The 19820-nt window shown below is 34.5% G+C and carries 19 protein-coding genes and 1 pseudogene; 4 read left to right on the plus strand and 16 right to left on the minus strand.

Annotated features, from left to right (window positions below; all coding sequences use genetic code 11):
- The 3 genes and pseudogenes from FZC79_RS23495 to FZC79_RS22225 form a co-directional block, all read left to right on the plus strand.
- Positions 1–201: pseudogene (locus FZC79_RS23495) on the plus strand (transposase); the annotation flags it as partial.
- Positions 194–994 carry an ExeA family protein gene (locus tag FZC79_RS22220; protein ID WP_148942090.1) on the plus strand — a complete coding sequence of 267 codons (801 nt, stop codon included), beginning with the start codon at positions 194–196 and terminating at the stop codon, positions 992–994. The pseudogene FZC79_RS23495 and the gene FZC79_RS22220, both read left to right, overlap by 8 nt.
- The gene (locus FZC79_RS22225) at positions 991–1230 is read left to right on the plus strand and encodes a DUF5348 domain-containing protein (protein ID WP_113928799.1); all 240 of its coding nucleotides are present in this window, start codon (positions 991–993) and stop codon (positions 1228–1230) included. The genes FZC79_RS22220 and FZC79_RS22225 overlap by 4 nt, the downstream gene beginning before the upstream one ends.
- Before the next feature lie 434 nt (positions 1231–1664).
- Here FZC79_RS22225 and galE read toward each other — a convergent pair whose 3' ends face one another.
- The 16 genes from galE to FZC79_RS22300 form a co-directional block, all read right to left on the minus strand.
- Positions 1665–2675, minus strand: coding sequence for a UDP-glucose 4-epimerase GalE (gene galE, locus FZC79_RS22230; RefSeq protein ID WP_148948813.1), 1011 nt, complete (start codon positions 2673–2675; stop codon positions 1665–1667).
- Between the two features lie 40 nt (positions 2676–2715).
- Positions 2716–3810 (minus strand): non-hydrolyzing UDP-N-acetylglucosamine 2-epimerase, encoded by a 1095-nt coding sequence (gene wecB, locus FZC79_RS22235; protein ID WP_148948814.1) that lies wholly within the window; start codon positions 3808–3810, stop codon positions 2716–2718.
- 225 nt (positions 3811–4035) lie between these two features.
- Positions 4036–5319, minus strand: a complete 1284-nt coding sequence (locus tag FZC79_RS22240; RefSeq protein WP_148948815.1) for a nucleotide sugar dehydrogenase — start codon at positions 5317–5319, stop codon at positions 4036–4038.
- Between the two features lie 145 nt (positions 5320–5464).
- The gene (locus tag FZC79_RS22245; protein WP_148948816.1) at positions 5465–6289 is read right to left on the minus strand and encodes a glycosyltransferase; all 825 of its coding nucleotides are present in this window, start codon (positions 6287–6289) and stop codon (positions 5465–5467) included.
- A gap of 753 nt (positions 6290–7042) precedes the next feature.
- The gene (locus FZC79_RS22250) at positions 7043–7696 is read right to left on the minus strand and encodes an HAD family hydrolase (protein WP_148948817.1); all 654 of its coding nucleotides are present in this window, start codon (positions 7694–7696) and stop codon (positions 7043–7045) included.
- Positions 7693–8892, minus strand: a complete 1200-nt coding sequence (locus FZC79_RS22255) for a glycosyltransferase (RefSeq protein ID WP_148948818.1) — start codon at positions 8890–8892, stop codon at positions 7693–7695. The genes FZC79_RS22250 and FZC79_RS22255 overlap by 4 nt, the downstream gene beginning before the upstream one ends.
- 76 nt (positions 8893–8968) lie before the next feature.
- On the minus strand, positions 8969–10072 hold the full coding sequence (locus FZC79_RS22260; RefSeq protein WP_148948819.1) for a glycosyltransferase: 1104 nt from the start codon (positions 10070–10072) through the stop codon (positions 8969–8971).
- A 39-nt stretch (positions 10073–10111) separates the two neighbouring features.
- A complete protein-coding gene (locus FZC79_RS22265) occupies positions 10112–11350 on the minus strand; it encodes an O-antigen ligase family protein (protein WP_148948820.1) in 1239 nt (412 codons plus the stop codon).
- A 64-nt stretch (positions 11351–11414) separates the two neighbouring features.
- The gene (locus FZC79_RS22270) at positions 11415–12866 is read right to left on the minus strand and encodes an oligosaccharide flippase family protein (protein WP_148948821.1); all 1452 of its coding nucleotides are present in this window, start codon (positions 12864–12866) and stop codon (positions 11415–11417) included.
- Between the two features lie 190 nt (positions 12867–13056).
- Entirely contained in the window at positions 13057–13722 is a 666-nt protein-coding gene (locus FZC79_RS22275) for a sugar transferase (protein ID WP_148948822.1), read from the minus strand.
- A gap of 636 nt (positions 13723–14358) precedes the next feature.
- Positions 14359–14751: a type II secretion system protein gene (locus FZC79_RS22280; protein WP_252183441.1), complete on the minus strand. Its 393-nt coding sequence runs from the start codon at positions 14749–14751 to the stop codon at positions 14359–14361.
- A gap of 202 nt (positions 14752–14953) precedes the next feature.
- Positions 14954–15847 carry a UTP--glucose-1-phosphate uridylyltransferase GalU gene (galU, locus tag FZC79_RS22285; RefSeq protein ID WP_148948823.1) on the minus strand — a complete coding sequence of 298 codons (894 nt, stop codon included), beginning with the start codon at positions 15845–15847 and terminating at the stop codon, positions 14954–14956.
- 263 nt (positions 15848–16110) lie between these two features.
- A complete protein-coding gene (locus tag FZC79_RS23410) occupies positions 16111–16254 on the minus strand; it encodes a hypothetical protein (RefSeq protein WP_187442928.1) in 144 nt (47 codons plus the stop codon).
- 266 nt (positions 16255–16520) lie between these two features.
- Positions 16521–17288 (minus strand): tyrosine-protein phosphatase, encoded by a 768-nt coding sequence (locus FZC79_RS22290; RefSeq protein ID WP_148948824.1) that lies wholly within the window; start codon positions 17286–17288, stop codon positions 16521–16523.
- 109 nt (positions 17289–17397) lie between these two features.
- The gene (locus FZC79_RS22295; RefSeq protein WP_435873960.1) at positions 17398–18099 is read right to left on the minus strand and encodes a CpsD/CapB family tyrosine-protein kinase; all 702 of its coding nucleotides are present in this window, start codon (positions 18097–18099) and stop codon (positions 17398–17400) included.
- Positions 18089–18829: a YveK family protein gene (locus FZC79_RS22300; protein ID WP_148948825.1), complete on the minus strand. Its 741-nt coding sequence runs from the start codon at positions 18827–18829 to the stop codon at positions 18089–18091. Before FZC79_RS22300 ends, FZC79_RS22295 begins: the two co-directional genes overlap by 11 nt.
- 187 nt (positions 18830–19016) lie before the next feature.
- On the opposite strand from FZC79_RS22300, the gene FZC79_RS22305 reads away from it, so the two are divergent.
- Positions 19017–19796 (plus strand): SGNH/GDSL hydrolase family protein, encoded by a 780-nt coding sequence (locus FZC79_RS22305; protein WP_148948826.1) that lies wholly within the window; start codon positions 19017–19019, stop codon positions 19794–19796.
- Positions 19797–19820 lie beyond the last annotated feature (24 nt).

Below are 19820 nucleotides of genomic sequence, written 5' to 3' on the forward strand. Positions count from 1 at the left end.
GCAAAAAGAATGGTGATTTCAGAGAGAACAGGAAAAAGACCATCTCTTCCGGAGAAGATGATAAAGGAACCTGCCGGTTCTTCAAGACTTCTTCAGGGAGCTAAAAAACCTAACCAGGCAAGAAAGGCTGCCGCCATTATACCTTCTGTCCCGGCCGTGAGTTTCCGTCATATCAGCAAAGGGGGAACGAGTCATGTTTGAGTCCTTCTTTGAGATGCGCCATACGCCATTTTCTCGCAGCATTCCAACGACTGAACTATATGAATCTACTCAGCTCGAAGAGATTATTGGACGACTGAACTATGCCGCAGAACGTCAGCTTTTCGCTATCATGACTGGTGAGTGCGGGCTTGGAAAAACGACAGCTATTCGCAGATTTACAGATCAACTAGATCCATCGCATTTCAAGCTGATCTATTTATCAGATTCTAAGTTGACACCACGTCACTTCTATAAAGGAATGTTAGAACAGTTGGGCCTCGAAGCAAAGTTCTACAGAGGTGATGCCAAGCGCCAATTACATCGTGAAATCGAATTGATGAAAGGCATTCACAAGATAACGCCTGTGGTTGTGGTCGATGAAGCCCATCTGCTTGATCGTGAAATGCTAGAGGAAGTACGTTTCCTTTTAAACTTCCGTATGGATGCGCAAAGTCCCATGGCATTGATTATGGTAGGACAGACTGAGCTGTGGGATCGCCTTCAGCTTCAGTCATTCGCAGCAATCCGTCAGCGCATCGATATCCAGTTTAAGCTTGATCATCTTGACAGAGCAGAAACAGAGCAATATATGAATAAGCATTTGAGCTATGCCGGTGTTGAACGAGATATCTTTAGTGATCTAGCCCTTGATGAGATTTTCAGCTATTCAAGTGGTGCATCACGACTGATCAATAAACTGGCGACACATTGTCTTCTGTTCGCAGCTCAAAATGGCTCAAGAATCATTGATGACCGTATGGTCAAGAAGGTGATTGAAGGAGAACTTGCATGAAGAAAAGTCGTTGGAAGAGTATGTACTTTGATGAGACACTTGATTGTTGGATTGTTAATTGGGGAGATCAAAAAGGTTACAAACTGAGGTGTGGCGAATGGTTCGAGCTGAACCTTGGTTATGGAAAGGTGTTGTCATGTAGGCTTGAGCTCGGCAGAGATTGGTACATCATAACCGGCAGTCACGAAGTCCGTTTTTATTTGAAGCAAAATGAAACCTATGAGGTAGATTTATAGATGTTTTGGGGAGGCCTCACAAGCCTCCCTTCTGTATCTTTAATAGGCAATAAATCCGTCAAGCTCAGGACAAAATGAGCCGTCAGTTTCAGGACATTATAGAGCGTCATTAACAACCAGGAAATAAAAAGGTGCGGTAGCGATGCTAGATCGTATTAGACATCACTCCTATAAAACCCTACAAGACTGGAAATTCCTGCGTAAAATAGTTGAGCCAACTTTAGGCCAAGCTTCTGCAATTTTCAACAGGATTGCTTCATCCGTTGTTAAACCTGTGATATTCCTTTTTAGTAACTTAATATTAGAAATAACAGTGTTTAAATAAAGTTTTGGACTTTACCACACTTACATATAATCAATAAATTCTAAGACGAAAAACAAACCCGCCAAGCCATTAACATTCCACAGCTTAGCGGGGATTATTTTTCATAAATTTACACTGTCTCAACAAACTCTTTATAATTCTTTTCAAAACGCCAAGCATCTCTACACATTGCTATAATGTCACGCTTAGCTGTCCAGCCCAGCTCTCGTTTAGCTTTCGAAGCATCAGCATAGCAAGAAGCAATATCCCCTGTCCTGCGCTCTACTATTTCATAAGGAACTTCAATCCCATTAGCTTCTTCAAATGCCTTAACTAATTCTAGTACGCTTGTCCCTCGACCAGTTCCTAGGTTATAAATATGAGTACCTTCTATAAGATTATTTAATGCTGCAACATGGCCCTCAGCCAAATCTAATACATGAATATAGTCCCTTACCCCAGTACCATCTATAGTCCGATAGTCATTTCCAAAAACCTTTAGTTTCTCAAGTTTCCCTTTTGCCACCTGGGTAACATATGGCATTAAGTTATTAGGAATACCATTAGGAGCTTCTCCAATTAACCCACTTTCATGTGCTCCAACTGGATTAAAATATCGCAAGAGCGCGACAGAAAACCCTGGGGTAGCTTTAACAGTGTCAGTAAGAATCCTTTCACTCATAGCCTTTGTTTCACCATAAGGATTTGTAGTGGGTAGTAGACTCATATTTTCTTTGAATGGTACATTGTTGTCACCATATACAGTAGCCGATGAGCTAAAGACAAATCGTTTAACTTTATAATTTTGACAAGCCCTAACTAGAATCATTGTACTAACAATATTATTGTGGTAATATGCGAGCGGTTTTTCTACAGATTCCCCAACAGCTTTTAGACCAGCGAAATGAATTACCCCATCTATTTCATGATTAGTAAAGATCTTGTCAACAGATTTTTCATCTGTTACATCTACTTGATAAAATATTAACTCTTTTTGTGCAATCTCTTTTATTTTATCAAGTGCTTGAATATTACTATTACTAAGATTATCAGCCACAATTACTGAATACCCTGCTTCAAGTAAGGCTACACATGTATGAGTTCCTATATACCCAGCACCGCCGGTTACCAATATGTTCATGGAATAGTTACTCCTTTCTTTTAATTAACTTTGAATCTTATTAGTTTTCAAGTACATCCGCAATTCTTTTACTCGCAAATCCATCACCGTATGGGTTGCTTGCTTTACTCATTTTTTCATACTCCGTTTTATCTTCAAGGAGTAGCTTGAAATTTTTATAGATATTTTCTTCTTCTGTTCCTACTAATTTCAGTGTTCCAGCAGATATACCTTCAGGTCGTTCAGTGGTATCACGCATAACTAAAACTGGTTTACCTAAGCTTGGCGCTTCCTCTTGGATTCCACCACTATCAGTTAATATTAAATATGATCTTGAAAGGAAATTATGGAAGTCTAACACTTCCAATGGCTCAATAATTCTTACTCTGTCATTATTCCCTAATATTTCATTAGCAGCTTCTCTTACAACAGGATTCATATGGATCGGATATACTGCCTTAATATCTGGAAATTCATCAACAATCCTTTTAATTGCTTTAAACATATTCCTCATTGGCTCACCGAGATTTTCTCTTCTATGAGCAGTAATCATAATTAGTCTACTATCCGATGCCCATTCAATCTGTTCGTGAGAATAATCCTCTCTAACCGTAGTATTAAGTGCATCAATAGCAGTATTACCCGTCACATAAATAGATGATGGATATTTGCCCTCTTTTAATAGATTCTGTTTTGACATTTCTGTTGGAGCAAAATTAAACTTTGCTACAAGCCCTACAGCTTGGCGATTAAACTCTTCTGGATAAGGAGAGTAAATATTGTAGGTCCTTAAACCTGCTTCCACATGTCCAACTGGAATTTGTAAGTAAAAGCAAGCTAGAGACGTCACGAAAGTCGTAGAAGTATCGCCATGTACTAAAACCACATCTGGCTTAACTTCTTCTAGTACACCTTTCATTTTCTCTAATATATTTATAGTTACATCAAATAACGTCTGTTTTTCTTTCATTATCGCTAAATTATAATCTGGAACTACTTTGAACGCATCCAAAACTTGAGTTAACATTTCTTTATGCTGCCCTGTTACACAAACAAAAGTCTTTAAATTTTCACGTGTTTTTATTTCTTTTACTAAGGGACACATTTTAATAGCTTCTGGTCTTGTACCGAAAACAAGCATTACTTTTTTCTTCATTTAAATTACCACTACCTATACTTTTATTATTTTTAATTTCTCCAGAAATTAAGCAATAAAATAACTAACTTTAAAGATCGGCATGTTACCTTTAATTCAACATTTTTATTCAATGATCAACCATTATTAGGTATTATATTTAATATTTAATTATCATACATTAGGTATAATATATAACACAACAACTAGGGATTAGTATTAAGTCAATAACAAAGGTATTTTAACTTAGATTAGAGCATCCTGGAGTTTCTTAATCTCATATAAATTATTAAAGTTATAATAAATAATCTCTTTGCTCTTTACGTTTATACAATTTCGAGTATCAAATATAGTTGGCCGTTTTGCATAATCAAGGATTTTTTCTTCATCTAGTTCCTTAAATTGCTTATGATCAGCTAAAACTAGAATACACTCCGAATCCTTAATAGCTTCTTCAAAGGTTGACAGTGGGAAAAACACTTGTTCTTGTCTTACATATGGATCATAAAAAGAAAGTTCATATTCCTCATCTTGTAGTAATCTGACGATATTCATTGCAGGGCTTTCACGAACATCATCAATGTTTCCTTTATATGTCAATCCTAATATTGCAACTTTGGATTTTTTATTTTCAAGAACTTCAGCTAATTTATCTACAACAAATTGGGGCATAGAATTGTTAATATTTCTAGCTTCTGCTATTAACACCGCTTGTTCGGGGGCTTTCTCAACAATAAAATATGGATCAACTGCTAGGCAATGCCCCCCAACACCTGGTCCAGGTAAATGTAAATTTACACGGGGGTGTAAATTAGCTAACTCAATAACATCTAGTGCATTCACGCCTAATTTATCAGATATTTTTGCAAGCTCATTTGCTAATGCGATATTAACATCCCGATAGGTATTTTCCATTAATTTTGACATTTCAGCCGTAACTGCAGTTGTTTCGATTACTTGTCCATTTACAAAAGTCCGATACACATCTGCTGCTTTTTTAGCAGATACCTTGTTAATTCCTCCAACAATTCTGTTATTCTCAACTAACTCTATTAATATACGACCTGGTAATACTCTTTCTGGACAATGAGCCAAATAGATGTCCTCTCCGGCTTTAAAACCAGCCTCATTCAATATTGGAGCGACTACATCATCAACTGTTCGAGGCGGAATTGTTGATTCAATTATGATCACATCATCTTGTTTTATATAAGGTAAAATAGACTTGGTTGCAGAAACTACATAATCTAAATTTGCTGTATTATCCTCTCTATGGGGGGTAGGTACCGCTATTATAAAAATATCTGCTTTTTGTGGTTTTAGACTTGCTTTAAACCTTCCTTTTTTTACAACTTCTTTTACTAACTCCCCTAAGCCATCCTCTTCAATATGAATGTCACCATTATTTAACGTATCTACTATCCGTCTACTAACATCAACACCAATCACATCAAATCCAATATTCGCAAACACCGCTGAAGTTGGTAGACCGATGTAACCTAATCCAACAACACAAACTGTACCAGACATTTTCAAAATCTCCTTTTTAGTGTAATATTTTAACCTGCATACCCACTGTATAATTGTATTCATCGTTCTGATTTAGAAATTCACCAAATTAGCTACATCTACTGACCTTATTTAACTAATTAAAAAAATTGTAATACCTAATTTTTTAAACTTCTTTACCTCTTAAAAAGGTCATATATATCCACCCTCTCATTTTATTAGGCAATATTCTAACAGGTGCTCTCATACTAATATTCGTAATAAATTCATATAAGTTAATAAAGCCTAAATCTAAATATTCTTTTTGTAATTTAATGTCAGTATAAAAGTATCCTTTCCCGCCCCTTCTTTCGAACATATTACTACCTGCACGAGCATAAACTAAACTTTCGTTTATGTTATACATTTTTGAATTATTAAGGATCATTCTTATCCATAAGTAATAGTCTTCGTTTAATGGGAATGGCATATAATTGCCTGAATCAATAACTGCCTTTTTCCTAAACATTACTGTCATGTGATTAAAGGGATTTCTTCTCTTTGCATATTTTTTAATTTCATTATCAGATATTGGCACTCTTTTAATAGATATAATATTTTCAGGATTTTTATCAAATTCTGTTATATTAGAACCAACTATATCTATTTCTTTATTAAGTTTAAAAATATTTAATTGTTTTTCAAATCTATTTGAAACAGCAATATCATCAGTGTCCATTCTTGCTATAATGTCATAGTTACAAGCTTTGACACCTTCTTTAAGTGCGATACCCAAACCTTGATTCTGTTTAAATTCAAGTATCTTAAATAAACTCGGATAATTTGTTATATAATGGTTAATAATATCGTCTAACTCTTTCGTTAATTCCCCATCCTTAACCAACACTATTTCAGTTGGAACTACACTTTGTTTAACAACACTTTCCAATGAATCCTCTAAATATAACGGATTCTCCTTAAAGTAAACTGACATTAATACCGAGAATTTCATACTACCTCACTCTTTTCAATATAAAAATTGCCAACCTATACACTAAGAAATAAAAATTTAAAATAAAAACTTCCTTCGGCACATTTAAAAAAGTAAGTACCACTAGTAATAAAACATAGTAAGCTACTCGTGCCAAATTTTTATCTCTAAATAAAAACTCTAGAATTTTAAAATTATATTTTCGTTCAGCTGCTTTTTCAAGTAAACGTAAAGTGGAGATGCTTAGAATGAAAATTAAATGTACCCAAAGGAACTCTGTAGAGAATAATAGTACGACTGTCGAATAACGAAGGTTATTTAAACAGAAAAAACTTATTAAATTCCATCTATTCCGAACGTTATTATGAAAAATATAGAATAGCTCAATTAAAACAATATTTAAAATAAAGTAAAATTGACTCTCCTTTGATATCAAGCTAATAATTACTATTAATATTAAAGTGATCAGGTATTTTACAGTAATAATTCTCCTGAAATTTTCCTCAATATATAAATGTTCTTTTAAATTAATTCTTAAAGTCGGAGATGCTTCTTTCTTTATTGTTAATATATCATTTTTGAGATAGCCAACTTCATAAATTGACATTAACCCAAGAAAACCAAATAACATTAATATAATGTCCAAATTATTACTTAGTAGTAATATTAAAATTACGACCGGAATTATAAATGTAAAGAAATACGAAATTTTCTCCTCTTTACTTTTTAATCTTGATTTAAAAGTATAATAAAATGGTAAACTATACTTTAGTATCATTTTTGCACCTCAATAAAATCATACTTAAAGGGTTTGTTCTTTAACCAGAAACGTTTATTTTTCTCATTTATTATAATATAGGAAAAGCTTGCTAATTTTGTTAAATTAATATCAGTTTCATTATCAGTTATAACTACTAACTCCTTATAATTAAGTCCCTTATCTATAAACTTTTTATGCTTCGTTTTAAGAATATCTTCTTTTATTTCTCCAGTATAAAACTCCCCTCTACGTTCTAAAGATGTTGCAATATATTCGTTCACACCAATTTCTTTAGCTACTTTATGCACAATAAAATCATAAGACGCAGATAATAGAATAATATGATATCCCTTTTCTTTATAAATATTTGCTATTTTATGAGTTTCTTCTATTTTCCTTTTGGTTAAGAATTTAGAATAAAAATTTTCTATCTCTTCATCTATGTTTTTAACAGGAATACCTTTTAATAATTTAGTAAACAATATTTTAGTAAGATCGACATTAAATAACTTAAAAAGAATTTTGTTTAATATTTTATATAAAATTAACCCTTTTAATTTCCTTAGTTTAATATACCTTTCATTTTCTTTAAAATAAAAATGCAAAAAATCAAACGTTGTATTTGAACGATACAAGGTATCGCATAAATCTATAATTGCTATCTTCATATACTATTTTCCTTCATCATGATTTTATTCAATTCAGCATTCCATAATTTGGAGATATTTTCTTTGTCAAAATCTTTACTTCTTACCTCACTTACCTTATTGTATTTATCTATCAGATTATCTGTCATCAGAATTTCATACAACTTATCTCCCAAAGCTTTCTCTTCCTCTGAGAGCATTAAATGAGATTGAAGGCTACTTTTATTTCCAAAATCAGGAACTAGAAGTCCATACTTATAATTCTCACTGTAATTTAGTTTTTGACTTAGCCTTTTATCAGGGGCTATTATCTCTCTTGGACCTGAAACGCAATCAGTAGATATGACTGGTAATTTGAAACTCATTGCCTCTATAAGAGTCATAGGTAGTCCCTCGTGCAAAGAAGTTGAAACATAAAGATTAGCGTTTGCCAAATATTTATATGGGTTATCTTTAAAACCTAAAAAGCAAACTTGATTATCTATTCCTAAATCTTTACTCATTTCTTTTAATTTTTTTTCTAACTCGCCCTGGCCAATAATAACTAATTTCACGTCATTTTTCTTTTTTAATAAATGTGAAAAAGCTTTAATAAGGTGCCATTGTCCTTTCTGATATCCTAATCTACCAATATTTATTATCACATCATACTTAAAAATATCCTTCTCATCCGGATCTAGATTCTCTTTTCCTTTTTTTTGAATTTTTTTAATATCATGAAAGTTGTAAATGGTTTTTATTTTATCCTTATATTGATTAAACTTTGCTTTAAGGTATTCCTCTCCTACTTTAGAAACTGAAACAACTAGATCTGACTTTTTCACAATTAATTTCAACATTACCTTCATATACATTGGGTAATCCACTTCGATATTATTATGAATAGTGGTTATAATTTTCTCGTTTCCTTTCGTTAGAACATTGATTAAGTCACTTTTAGGTAGGTGGCTTATGACTAGATCAAATTTGTGGGTTTGCTTTACCTTTTTCAATTTACGGTATATCTCTATATCTTTTAGCACCTTACCTAATAACCCTTTTCTTCTTTTTATATTTAAATCAATTATTTTTCCCGCATATTTAAACGTAACTCTATTCTCATATAATATAATATAAGGTTTATATCCCAATTCTTCGTACAATACAGATAAATTTGCAGCAACCATTTCAGCACCACCATCTGATAACGACGGTACTAAAATACCTATTTTCTTCATAACCAATGTGATACCCTCACTTTTAAATTGATAATTACAATAATAACTCCTAAATAAAAAAACAACTTCTATATAGTTACAAAGTTGTTTTTAGAGCCTCTTTTACTTTTATTAACTGTTTATTCCAAGTAAAGTTCTGTTCTGCTAAAGCTCGGATTTCATTACTTTCTACTTTTAAATTGTCATAAAATGAAATAATGTTATCTATGTTAATACTAGTCTCATTATTACTAATATAGTAAATAAATTTATCTTTTTGGCTGAAGGATGTGTCTTGATAACCTAAGATAAATGGGAGACCTCTTGCAGTATATTCTTTAGCTTTTAATGTTGATCCTTGTTCAATCCCTATTCTATGCATTCCTAAGCTTCCTACAGCCATATGCGATTTTTTGAAAATTCCAGTCAAATCCCTTCCTGACTTTGCACCATGAAAGACAACTTTATCTTGAAGGTTATGCTTAATGACAATTTCTTTAAGGTTATCAATTTCATCACCATCTCCAACGAGATTAAAGATCACCTTCCTTTTTGGATTTGATCTGTAGTAGTCTACCATACCATTTAACAATCGATCATACCCGTGCCACTTAGAAACATTTGCAACAGCTATTAATGATAAGTAATTCTTGCTGTTAGTATATCCTGTGAAATCTATTTGCTCTATACTAATCCCATTTTGCAACTTAATAACTGGAATTCCCCAGATATAGTCATAATTCATAAAAGTTACTATATTGTCAACATGACTCTTTAATAAATTTCGATATATTTTATCAGTAATATTGGATATTTTAGTAGTTAATTTTGTGCTTTCTCTTTCCCTATCATATGGATAAGTTGGTAATTCTATGATTACTTTTTTGCGTAATCCTTTTAGCTTTTTTAGAAAACTCACGAAAAAGGGATCTGAACTTGTATACCTTATATAAACTCCTTGATATGAACCTACCTTTAAATCCTTTAATATTCTTTCATACATAAAAATCCTTCTATTATAATGTGTATTAAAGCTGTAAAACAATTCACCATTGAAAAACATTTGATGAGAATTATAAAATAGCTTATCAACGTTTATATTTAAGCTTTCAAAAGCAGCTATTTGCCCATTAATTTTATTTATAACACCGATATCTTTATTTTCGTTTTCATCAACAGCTGCTAGATATAAAATTTTCAATCGTGGCACTCCCTTTTCTTGGTTGATCTCACTTTAACATTAAGTATTATTCTCCTTTATATGGGCTTTAGTTGAGGGTGAAAGCATTATAAATATATAATTTATAATCCCCATGAATAGAAATAGTTTTAAGTTACTAAAACCTAAATCACCAGATACTAAACTATTCAATAAATAATATATAAATAATACCATTGAAAGCTTCAAATATAGGCAATTTTGATTTCTGGAAAACTTATAGAATTTAATAAAAGTTAATACTATCGGCACTGTTATAAGTATTAAACCAACTAAACCAAGTTCACTTAATACTTCAAGCAACATGTTATGTGGATAATCTCTAACATCAAATCCTCTATATAAATATCCGAAAGCTCCTAAGCCATTACCAAAGAATGGACTTTGATAAGAGAACTCTAAAGCTTTCTCAAATAAATGGGACCTTGAATATTCTCCATACGACGACTCTGAATTACTAATAATAAATCTTGATGCTAGATAATCGAAAGAAAATAATTTGAAAACAACGTACCTTAATAAAACTATAAAACCAAGAAATAATAATGCAAAAGAGAAGTATTTTTTTAACAAAACAGTTTTTTTAATTTTCAAGCTAAGAGTTGAGATATTAACTATACTAACCGCTACAATTAAACTTAGAATTGGACCTTTTGAACCAGTGAACACAAGTCCAACAAATAAGGCTGCAACCAAAATATACTTTAACCAAACACTCAATCTATTATTAAATAAATATAAAAGTAAAATTATTACTTCTCCCAAAAAACGTGATAACCATATTGGGTTAATTTCTCCAATAATAAGCCTTGTATTTAATGTAGAGAATAAATTTTCTGATAATGATAACATAAATAATATTAGTATTAAGTTAAAGTATAAATAAAATCTATAAAACTTCTTTATATCTAGATAAGTATAGTTCATTAAATTAGGGATAAATGCTAAAAAGATAGCTAGAGCGCACCCCATGAGCTTATACATTCCATATCCAGGTGCCGGTGAACTAATTCCCCAACTAAGAAATATATATACAAAGAATAAGATCACAAAGATCATATTTTTATTAAGAATAATTTGTTTTCTATAACTTAAAATCCTTAATGCAATACTAAAAATTAAAAAACTAAATAATATATTTCTTAAATTATATAGGTAAAATCTTTCAGCTACTAATCCATACACATAATCGGCATTTATAATAAAGGAAAAAATAAAAAAATGAAAAAAAATGAGATAACTACTTATTCTAATAGCCATAAAATACCTACCTTTTGTAAATACACTTCTACTTTAAAATTTGCTTTCATTCAACAATTTTTAACTAGTTTTTAGTTCTTAACTTCTTATAAAAACTTAAAATATAATCTAAGATTTCTCTAGTAATAGTATAATTTAAAATAATTATCGCAATTATAATCAGAAACATCATAAGGATTAATCCTACTATAGTATTAACTCCAAATATATTTGTATAAATATAATAAGGTAAAACAAATAATATAATTGATATTAAATTTGCTTTTAGAAAAGATTTATAAGGAAACAAAGCACTAGGTCGACTGTTTACTATTTTTGCTATCTGGAAATTTTGTAATATAATTTGAATTACATTACTTATAACAGTTGCAATTGCAACGCCTACCAAACCAAATGGAATAATAAGTAGACAATTCAGGACTAAATTGTTAGTTAAATGAATAATTGAATTTAAGGTGTATACCTTACTTTTTCCTGCTGCTAAAAAAAATGAACCATAAATATAAATTCTAGATAATGCATTGATTTGGTAAATTTGAAACAAAAATACTGCATTTAAATATTTTTCAGAGAAAAGTATTAAGATTACTTCTTTGGCAAAAACTATTGTTCCAATTGTGATTGGTACAACTACCGTTATCATCACTTTACCAGTTCTTTTCCAAAGTTCAATTACTTCACTAAAGTTGTTTGTGTCTAATTTGCTTTTTAAGTTAGGTACTAAGATATTAAATAAAGAAACACCTATTAAGCCTAATATAGGTATTTCATATGAACCATTAGATATAATAGCAAAAGCTTCATTATCCATAAACCTTCCCACTACTAATTTATCTATATTTATGTTTAAAGAGGCTATAATTGTTGATAACCCTAAAGGGATTCCGAAATACATTACTTCTTTCACCCTAGATGGTTTCAGGCTTTGCAAATCCAACTTTTGTTTATAAATGAAGTATAGGAGTATGGATACTTTTAACAACTCTCTTATTAATAATGATAGTAAAATTAAAAATAAGTTCTCATTATAAAAATAGCAATATAATATGAAACCCATAAATACGAGATTAGGTAGTATTGTAACGATAACTATAAATTTAAATTTATTATAGGAAATAAACAAATTTTCAATGATTGAAACAATAAAACTTAAAGAGATTATTACAGCTATTAAAAAATAACTATCCGTAAACATATCAGTACTAAATATGGTGTTAAAAAGAACCATAATAGGATATGAAAGGATTATAAATGCACCCGATAATAATAACAATGAAAACATTAGATTAGGTAAGTATTTATCTTTTTCCTTGCCAGATAAGAAATACAAAGCAGATGAAGGTAATCCAACAGAAAAAATAGAAACTAATATACCAACTACGGTTATTATCTGTCTATATTCACCATAATTACTCACTGATAAAAACCTAGCAATAATCATAATAGAAATCATGTTAATAATGAGTCCAAATGACTTGCTTATTAGAAGTATTATACTTTTCGACTTATTACTCATACTTAACCCCGATATCCATTTATATTGTTTATCTCCCTTATAAAGTTACTATCTATCATTTGTTTTTGAGCTGGCAGTGACCTTTATGATACCAAACAAATCTTTTTGTATGATTACTATATGTTTTACTAGCTACGCCTAAATAGCTGAAGGTTCATCTAATACAACTTCTGTAACACTTATCTATTTACTATCTTGCACCTTCACCGGTTACAACTATTCTAACTGTTTTAAAAATAATCTTTAAATCTACCAAAAAAGACCTATTCTCGATATAATATAAATCTAGCTTTAATTTTTCTTCTGGTGTAATGTCATAGCCTCCATTTACTTGTGCCCATCCTGTTAATCCAGGTTTAACTACTAACCGCTTAACAAAGCCAGGTATTTCTTCATTAAATTGTGCTGTAAACATCGGACGTTCAGGACGTGGGCCAATCATGCTCATATCGCCTTGCAACACATTAAATAATTGAGGAATCTCGTCAATTCTTGTTTTACGAATGAATGCACCTATTTTCGTTACACGTGGATCATTTTTATCAGCCCACTGCGCCCCTTTCTTCTCAGCATCAATACCCATTGATCGTAATTTAATGACTTTAAAGTACTTCCCATTGCGACCTACCCTTTTTTGCAAATAAAACACTGGTCCCGGAGTCTCTATTTTAATAGCGATACAAAAAAATAATAAAATAGGAATTGTCAGAATAAGTCCAGTTAACGCCATTACTATATCCATTAGACGTTTAATTGCCGAATAAGATTGTGGGTATGAATAACTCTGTTGTAATCCTTTTTGGAGAGTTACTGCATATTCTTCATGTAAATTGTTATGAACCTTCCTTAAAGACACTCGCCTCACCTCTATCAGAAAAATATTTTAACTCTAGATATTTTTATCACAAAAACCTAGAAAAGGGAGAAATGTTACTTTATGCTCTTATAACACTCAGAACAAAGCTGCCCTGCCCCTTCCATATAACCATGACGTTCTTCTATTGGCTGATTTCGCTTTATATTTGTTTGGCATTTACAAATTGCACAAATTTCATATAACTCTTCTTTCTTCTTTAAAAAGATATTATTTTACTCACCATTTACTTCCTCCTATAATGAAGTTGTACTTAGATAATTTTTACTTTAGTAAAATAGGACTTAATTGGAACCTTCAAATCTGTTACTCCAACCAACTACTAAACCACTAAAATAGTTATCTACTACTGTTAGCCACCTCGTAATATCTATTCAATCTACCATGCAAATATGGAATAGATATTCACTTCACAATCACTCAAAACCGGGTTCTTCCTATTATATTTACCATTCAATCAATCTATAATTCTCACTAAAAACGCCTCAAACCCTTATGCCCAAGGCTTCCAGCATGTTATCTGATACGATACTCAGTTCCACACCAACATCCAATCAATAAGGGAATCTGAAATAAAAAAACAAAGCAGCCACTAACTGTTCCCCTGGTGTTACTCACCTACAAAAACGGAACCCCATTGTCCCCACTATCATCTTCCTCTTCTTCACCTGATTCAGCACTATCCCCATGCTCAATACACTCAACATGCCCATCAACATAAGTAATATCTCCAGTCACAGGACAAACCTCACCAAACTTCACAAGATAAGAAGTGAACCTGAAATCAGAATGCTCAACCTCATTAAGAATCAGATCCTGATGATACTCCTTCTCCAACTGCAATTGATTAGCCTCACAAACCTCTTCCTCAGTATCGCATATCACACCCAGCACTGCTATAACAGCAATAGAACTGATTATCCCTAGAATAACCACAACAGCCAACAACTCAATAAGCGTCAATCCTCGCTTATCTAAAACAAAAGAAGCCAACCTCTTTAAACAATTCAACCTCGATCTCCTTTAACAAATTATTAAACATGATGTTAAAGACCAAGATGGTAAGAAAATAAAAGAAAGTTGTTCGAAGAACAACCTACAAAAAAAACAACAATCAACTTAATCTTACAATGAACATGCACTTTACAACCAGCAAGGCTGTTCGAAAGAACAGCCCAACCTAACAGCATGCAATATAAGTAAAAAGGAAAAGTTATCTCCCAACCTTCTCCTTACTTAAAACACCCTCTAAATAATCCAAAACATCATCCCTCAAATCCCCACGCTCAAGCGCAAACTCCACAGTAGCCTTAATAAACCCAAATTTATCCCCAACATCATAACGCTCACCCTTGAACTCACAACCAACAACCATCTGCTGCTCATTCAGCTTCTTGATCGCATCCGTCAGCTGAATCTCATCGCCAGCTCCAGGCGCTTGGTTCTCAAGGATTTCAAAGATCTCGGGTCTAAGGATATAGCGGCCCATGATCGCATAGTTAGAAGGCGCGTCCTCTTTCTTAGGCTTTTCTACCAGGTCATCAATCCCGTACACACCTGGTTCCATCTCGCCGCGTCCGATGGAAATCACTCCGTATTTGGAGACATCTTCTTCAGCAACCTGCTGTACTCCGATGACAGAAGAGTTATATCTTTCATATACATTGATCAACTGTTTTAGACCCGGGTTTTCAGGAGAGTGAACAATATCGTCCCCAAGAAGGACGGCAAACGGCTCGTCTCCGATGAAACGGCTCGCACATCCGATGGCATGTCCCAGTCCAAGCGGTTCTTTCTGGCGGATGTAGTGAATGTTCGCCAGCTGTGAAATCTCCTGGATCTCTTTCAGTTGCTCATATTTCTCTTTTTTGACAAGCGTTTCTTCCAGCTCATACGACTTATCAAAATGGTCTTCGATTGCTCTTTTTCCCCTGCCGCTGACAATAATGATATCTTCAATTCCGGACGCTACCGCTTCCTCGATGATATATTGAATGGTTGGTTTATCAACTATCGGCAGCATTTCTTTCGGCTGCGCTTTTGTTGCCGGTAGAAACCTTGTTCCTAATCCTGCCGCTGGAATAATTGCTTTTCTGACCTTTTTCATCTCATACACTCCTTAATTTATACTTTTCACTAGTAGATTTTCTTTCGCCAAATCCAACACATAATGTGCCAAAATTACGCTCAAAGCTCGGATTACTTTCTAACAGGTTATACCTCTCTCAAACAGCATCAACAACGATACCCTTTTCTGATAACTCAATGAAATCCCTTCTTTCCTTAAAGATTTTCTTGATGAACAGTAATAAATAGGTAATGGAAAAACACTGTATCCTTAATGTTCTTTCATTACATATCTACTCTCTCTCACCAGACACTTTCTTCTTTGCGATTTCGAATCGCAGCTTCAATGACTTTCTGTATATCTTCCAATCTTTCTAATGGTGCATTATGATAAATGTATCTCACTGTCTTCTGAATCGTTTTTGGCAGATCTTGAAATTTCTTCATCTTTTACTCTCCTAAATGGTTTATTACTTATACTTCAGGGTAAATAAAAATGGGCATCGAACCCATCCTCACACCATCCCACTGACAATAGATGTCTAAGGTCTGACTAGATCAGCCCACAGCATGGTCGAGTGCCTCCGACGATAGCGGGTAGGAGACATAGCCGTTACTTCCTCACTTTTATTACAACGTTAAGAAATTGTTAAGATTTTCACATTACCTGTATGCATAACAAAAACTAGCTTAATGAGCTAGTTTATTAGTTTTTAAAAAAGGCCCAGGAACTTCTTCTTTTTGATTGGCTCTGGGATTTCCCGGTAGACGGTTTTGTGATCGACCAGCAATTCGGCATTTTCCTTAAAGTAATAGATCATGTCTACTCCGTACCTTTTTTCTATATCGTTCAGCGCTTCTTCCATCTTAAACGTTCTTGAGGTTGTATTGTGAGCATCCGATGCCACGAAATGAGCCAGATTGGACTCGATCATCTGATGAGAGAACTTCTGGATCTTCTTGCCGAAGTACCCTGTCAGACTCGCCCCGGTCACCTGTGTCAGCGCACCGTTTTTCACCAGCTTGTACAGCTTGTCCGGCCTCTCAATCAATTCTGCATTTCTCTCAGGATGGACGATGACCGGTGTAATTCCTTCCTGCTGAAGATCAAACAGCAGCCTGTCCGAATAGCGCGGAACAGAACCTGAAGGAAATTCGATGAAAAGGTAAGAAGTGCTTCCTCCCAGCGTCAGGAGTTTTCCTTCTCGGTAATCCTCTACCAGCTCACCGTAAATCCTCGTTTCCTGCCCTGGAAGAACTTCCAGCGGGATACCCTCTTTTTCTATCTCTCTATTCAACTCTTCCACCAGCGGAAGAATCGCTTCTTTATCATTCTCGTATTTTCCATTCATATGGTGAGGAGTCGCAATGATCGTCGTGATGCCTTCTTTCACTGCCGCCCTTGCCATTTCCAGGCTGTCTTCCAGGGATTTTGCTCCATCATCGATTCCCGGAAGGATATGGCTGTGGATGTCTATCATCGTTGTCCTCCTCACAAGAAAAGATAAATAACCGTACATTATTTCGACATAATATTATTGTAAGTTCCATCCCATTGAATCGCAATGGGTGTAATTTGTCGAATCGCGGTTAATTATTTCCATAATAGTAATAGTAATTGGTATGTTCCTGCTTTCTATTGTTCAGGACAACCCCAACAATTTTGGCGCTTGCAGAATCGAGAAGTTCCTTTGCTTTGACAGCACCTTCTCTGTCAGTCGTACCGGAACTTACGACCAATACGGTGGAATCGCATAGATTGGCGAGCACCTGTCCATCAGTTACAGTCAGCACCGGTGGTGTGTCAAAAATAACCAGATCAAATTGACTGCCTGCTTCTGCCAGGAATTCCCTCATTGCGTTGGAGCTCAATAGCTCTGCCGGATTTGGCGGCACAGGTCCGCAGGTAAGCAGGTATAGGTTTTCGACATCTGATTCAACCCTTGTCTCCTGAAGGGACTTCTGTTTCGTCAACACGGTCGTCAATCCAAATGTATTGTTCAGGCCGAATGTATAATGAGCAGTCGGCTTTCTCATATCTCCATCTACCAGCAGAACTTTCTTTCCCTGCTGAGCGAATACCACGGCTAGATTCGCTGCCGTTGTCGACTTCCCTTCCCCAGGACCTGCGGACGTGACCATAAGCGTCTTGATTTCTCTGTCTACGGCAGAAAAATTGATATTGGTCCGGATCGTCCGGTACTGCTCGGTAATCGGTGACCTGGGACTTGTTTTTGTAATGAGCTTTCTTTTTGTGTTCAGCATCTGTTTCTTCATTTTACTAAGAGCCAACGGATTCACCTCTTACACGGGATTTTCTATCACTGCGGCTTGAGACTTGCTGCGCTTCTTCATCATTGATGGTTGTAATAGAGCCCAGTACAGGAAGACCAAGAAGTTTCTCCACATCCTGTTCTGTCTTAATTGTATTGTCCAAGTATTCTAGCAAGAATGCCAGGCCGACACCAGCCATAAGACCCACAACCATCGCAATGGCGATATTCAAGACAGGCTGAGGCTTGATTGGAGACTGATTTTCTCCTACTTCTGCCTGTGCCAGCACACTGACGTTATCCACATTCATGATATTCGGAATTTCTTCTTGAAACACTGAAGCCACTTCATTGGCAATCGAAGCTGCCAGGTTCGGGTTTGCGTCTGTCACCGAAACCGTTAATACCTGTGACTGGTTCTCACTGCCCACTGTGATTTTATCGTTCAGTGTGCCCCTTTCCATGTTAAGGTTCTCTGCGACCTTATCAAGGATAGCCGGGCTTTTGATGATAACATTATAAGTATTAATAAGTTCCAGGTTTGTTCGTATATCATTCACATCAAACGCCGGCTGGTCGCTCTTCGATTGATTGACGAGCAGCTGTGTGGAAGATTGATAGATTGGTGTTAATAGAAAGAAGCTGACGGCCCCGCTGACTACCACTGCTGTTAAGGTGATCAATATGATCAAACGGATGCGCTTCTTCAGCGTTCCCATTAATTCTTTCAAACTGATTGTTTCTTCCATGAATATCCTCCTAAGATAAAAATATGTAGTATTATAACATATAGTGTTGTAATTCTATGTTAAACTTGTCATAATTTTAATATAAATGTCGTTTTTAACTACTTTACTATTAAACTACACTTATCTGTAAAATAATAGGGTTTTTACGTTTTTGGCAATTATTACTTACATTCTAGGAGGTTCTCTCTTGAAGAATTTTTCATTGATCTTATTCGCCATCTTTTGTTTCGCTTTTTTACTTCTCGGCTATACACACTGGCAGGATCGAATTGCTGTTGAACCAGCAGCAGCCACTGCAAATACACCTGCAGCTCAAGAAGAAGAACCCACTGAGCCTGAAGAGGAGAACGATATCACTTCCCTCATTTCCAACTGGCCCGAAGCTGCCCAAGAAACTTTTCTAGAAGCACAATCTAATGGAAACACTTATAAGCTCGCCATTGTGGGATCGACCGCACTCGGAACAGAAGAAAATGGCTGGAGCTTACAACTGACTTCCGCCTTGGAAGAGACCTATGGCGAAAGCATCGAGGTGGAACTCTTTGAATATGACACCATTTCGATTGAATTCATTAACAGCCAAGACATGGAAGAAGTCCTCACCTTCTCTCCAGATATGGTATTGTTGGAACCCTTCTCTCTGAACGATAACAGCAGGGGAGTTGCCGTAACTGATAACCACGACAGCATTGAAATCTTCTTGTCAAATCTGCAGATGTCTAACGAAGATGCAACACTTATCCTTCAGCCGGCAAATCCACTTTATGAAGCAACTTACTATCCTTCGCAAGTTGAAGACTTGAAGTCCTTTGCAGATACATCTGGCATCACTTATCTAGATCACTGGCAGGCTTGGCCTGAAACGAACGAGGAAGAACTTGATGGTTATTTAACTCAAGGTGAACCTAATGAAAAAGGACACGAGATATGGGCTAAGTACCTAACTGAATACTTTATTGCTGAATGACCTTCTTTTAGGGAAGGTTCTTTT

The sequence above is a fragment of the Rossellomorea vietnamensis genome (assembly GCF_008180615.1).
GTDB lineage: Bacteria > Bacillota > Bacilli > Bacillales > Bacillaceae_B > Rossellomorea > Rossellomorea vietnamensis_D.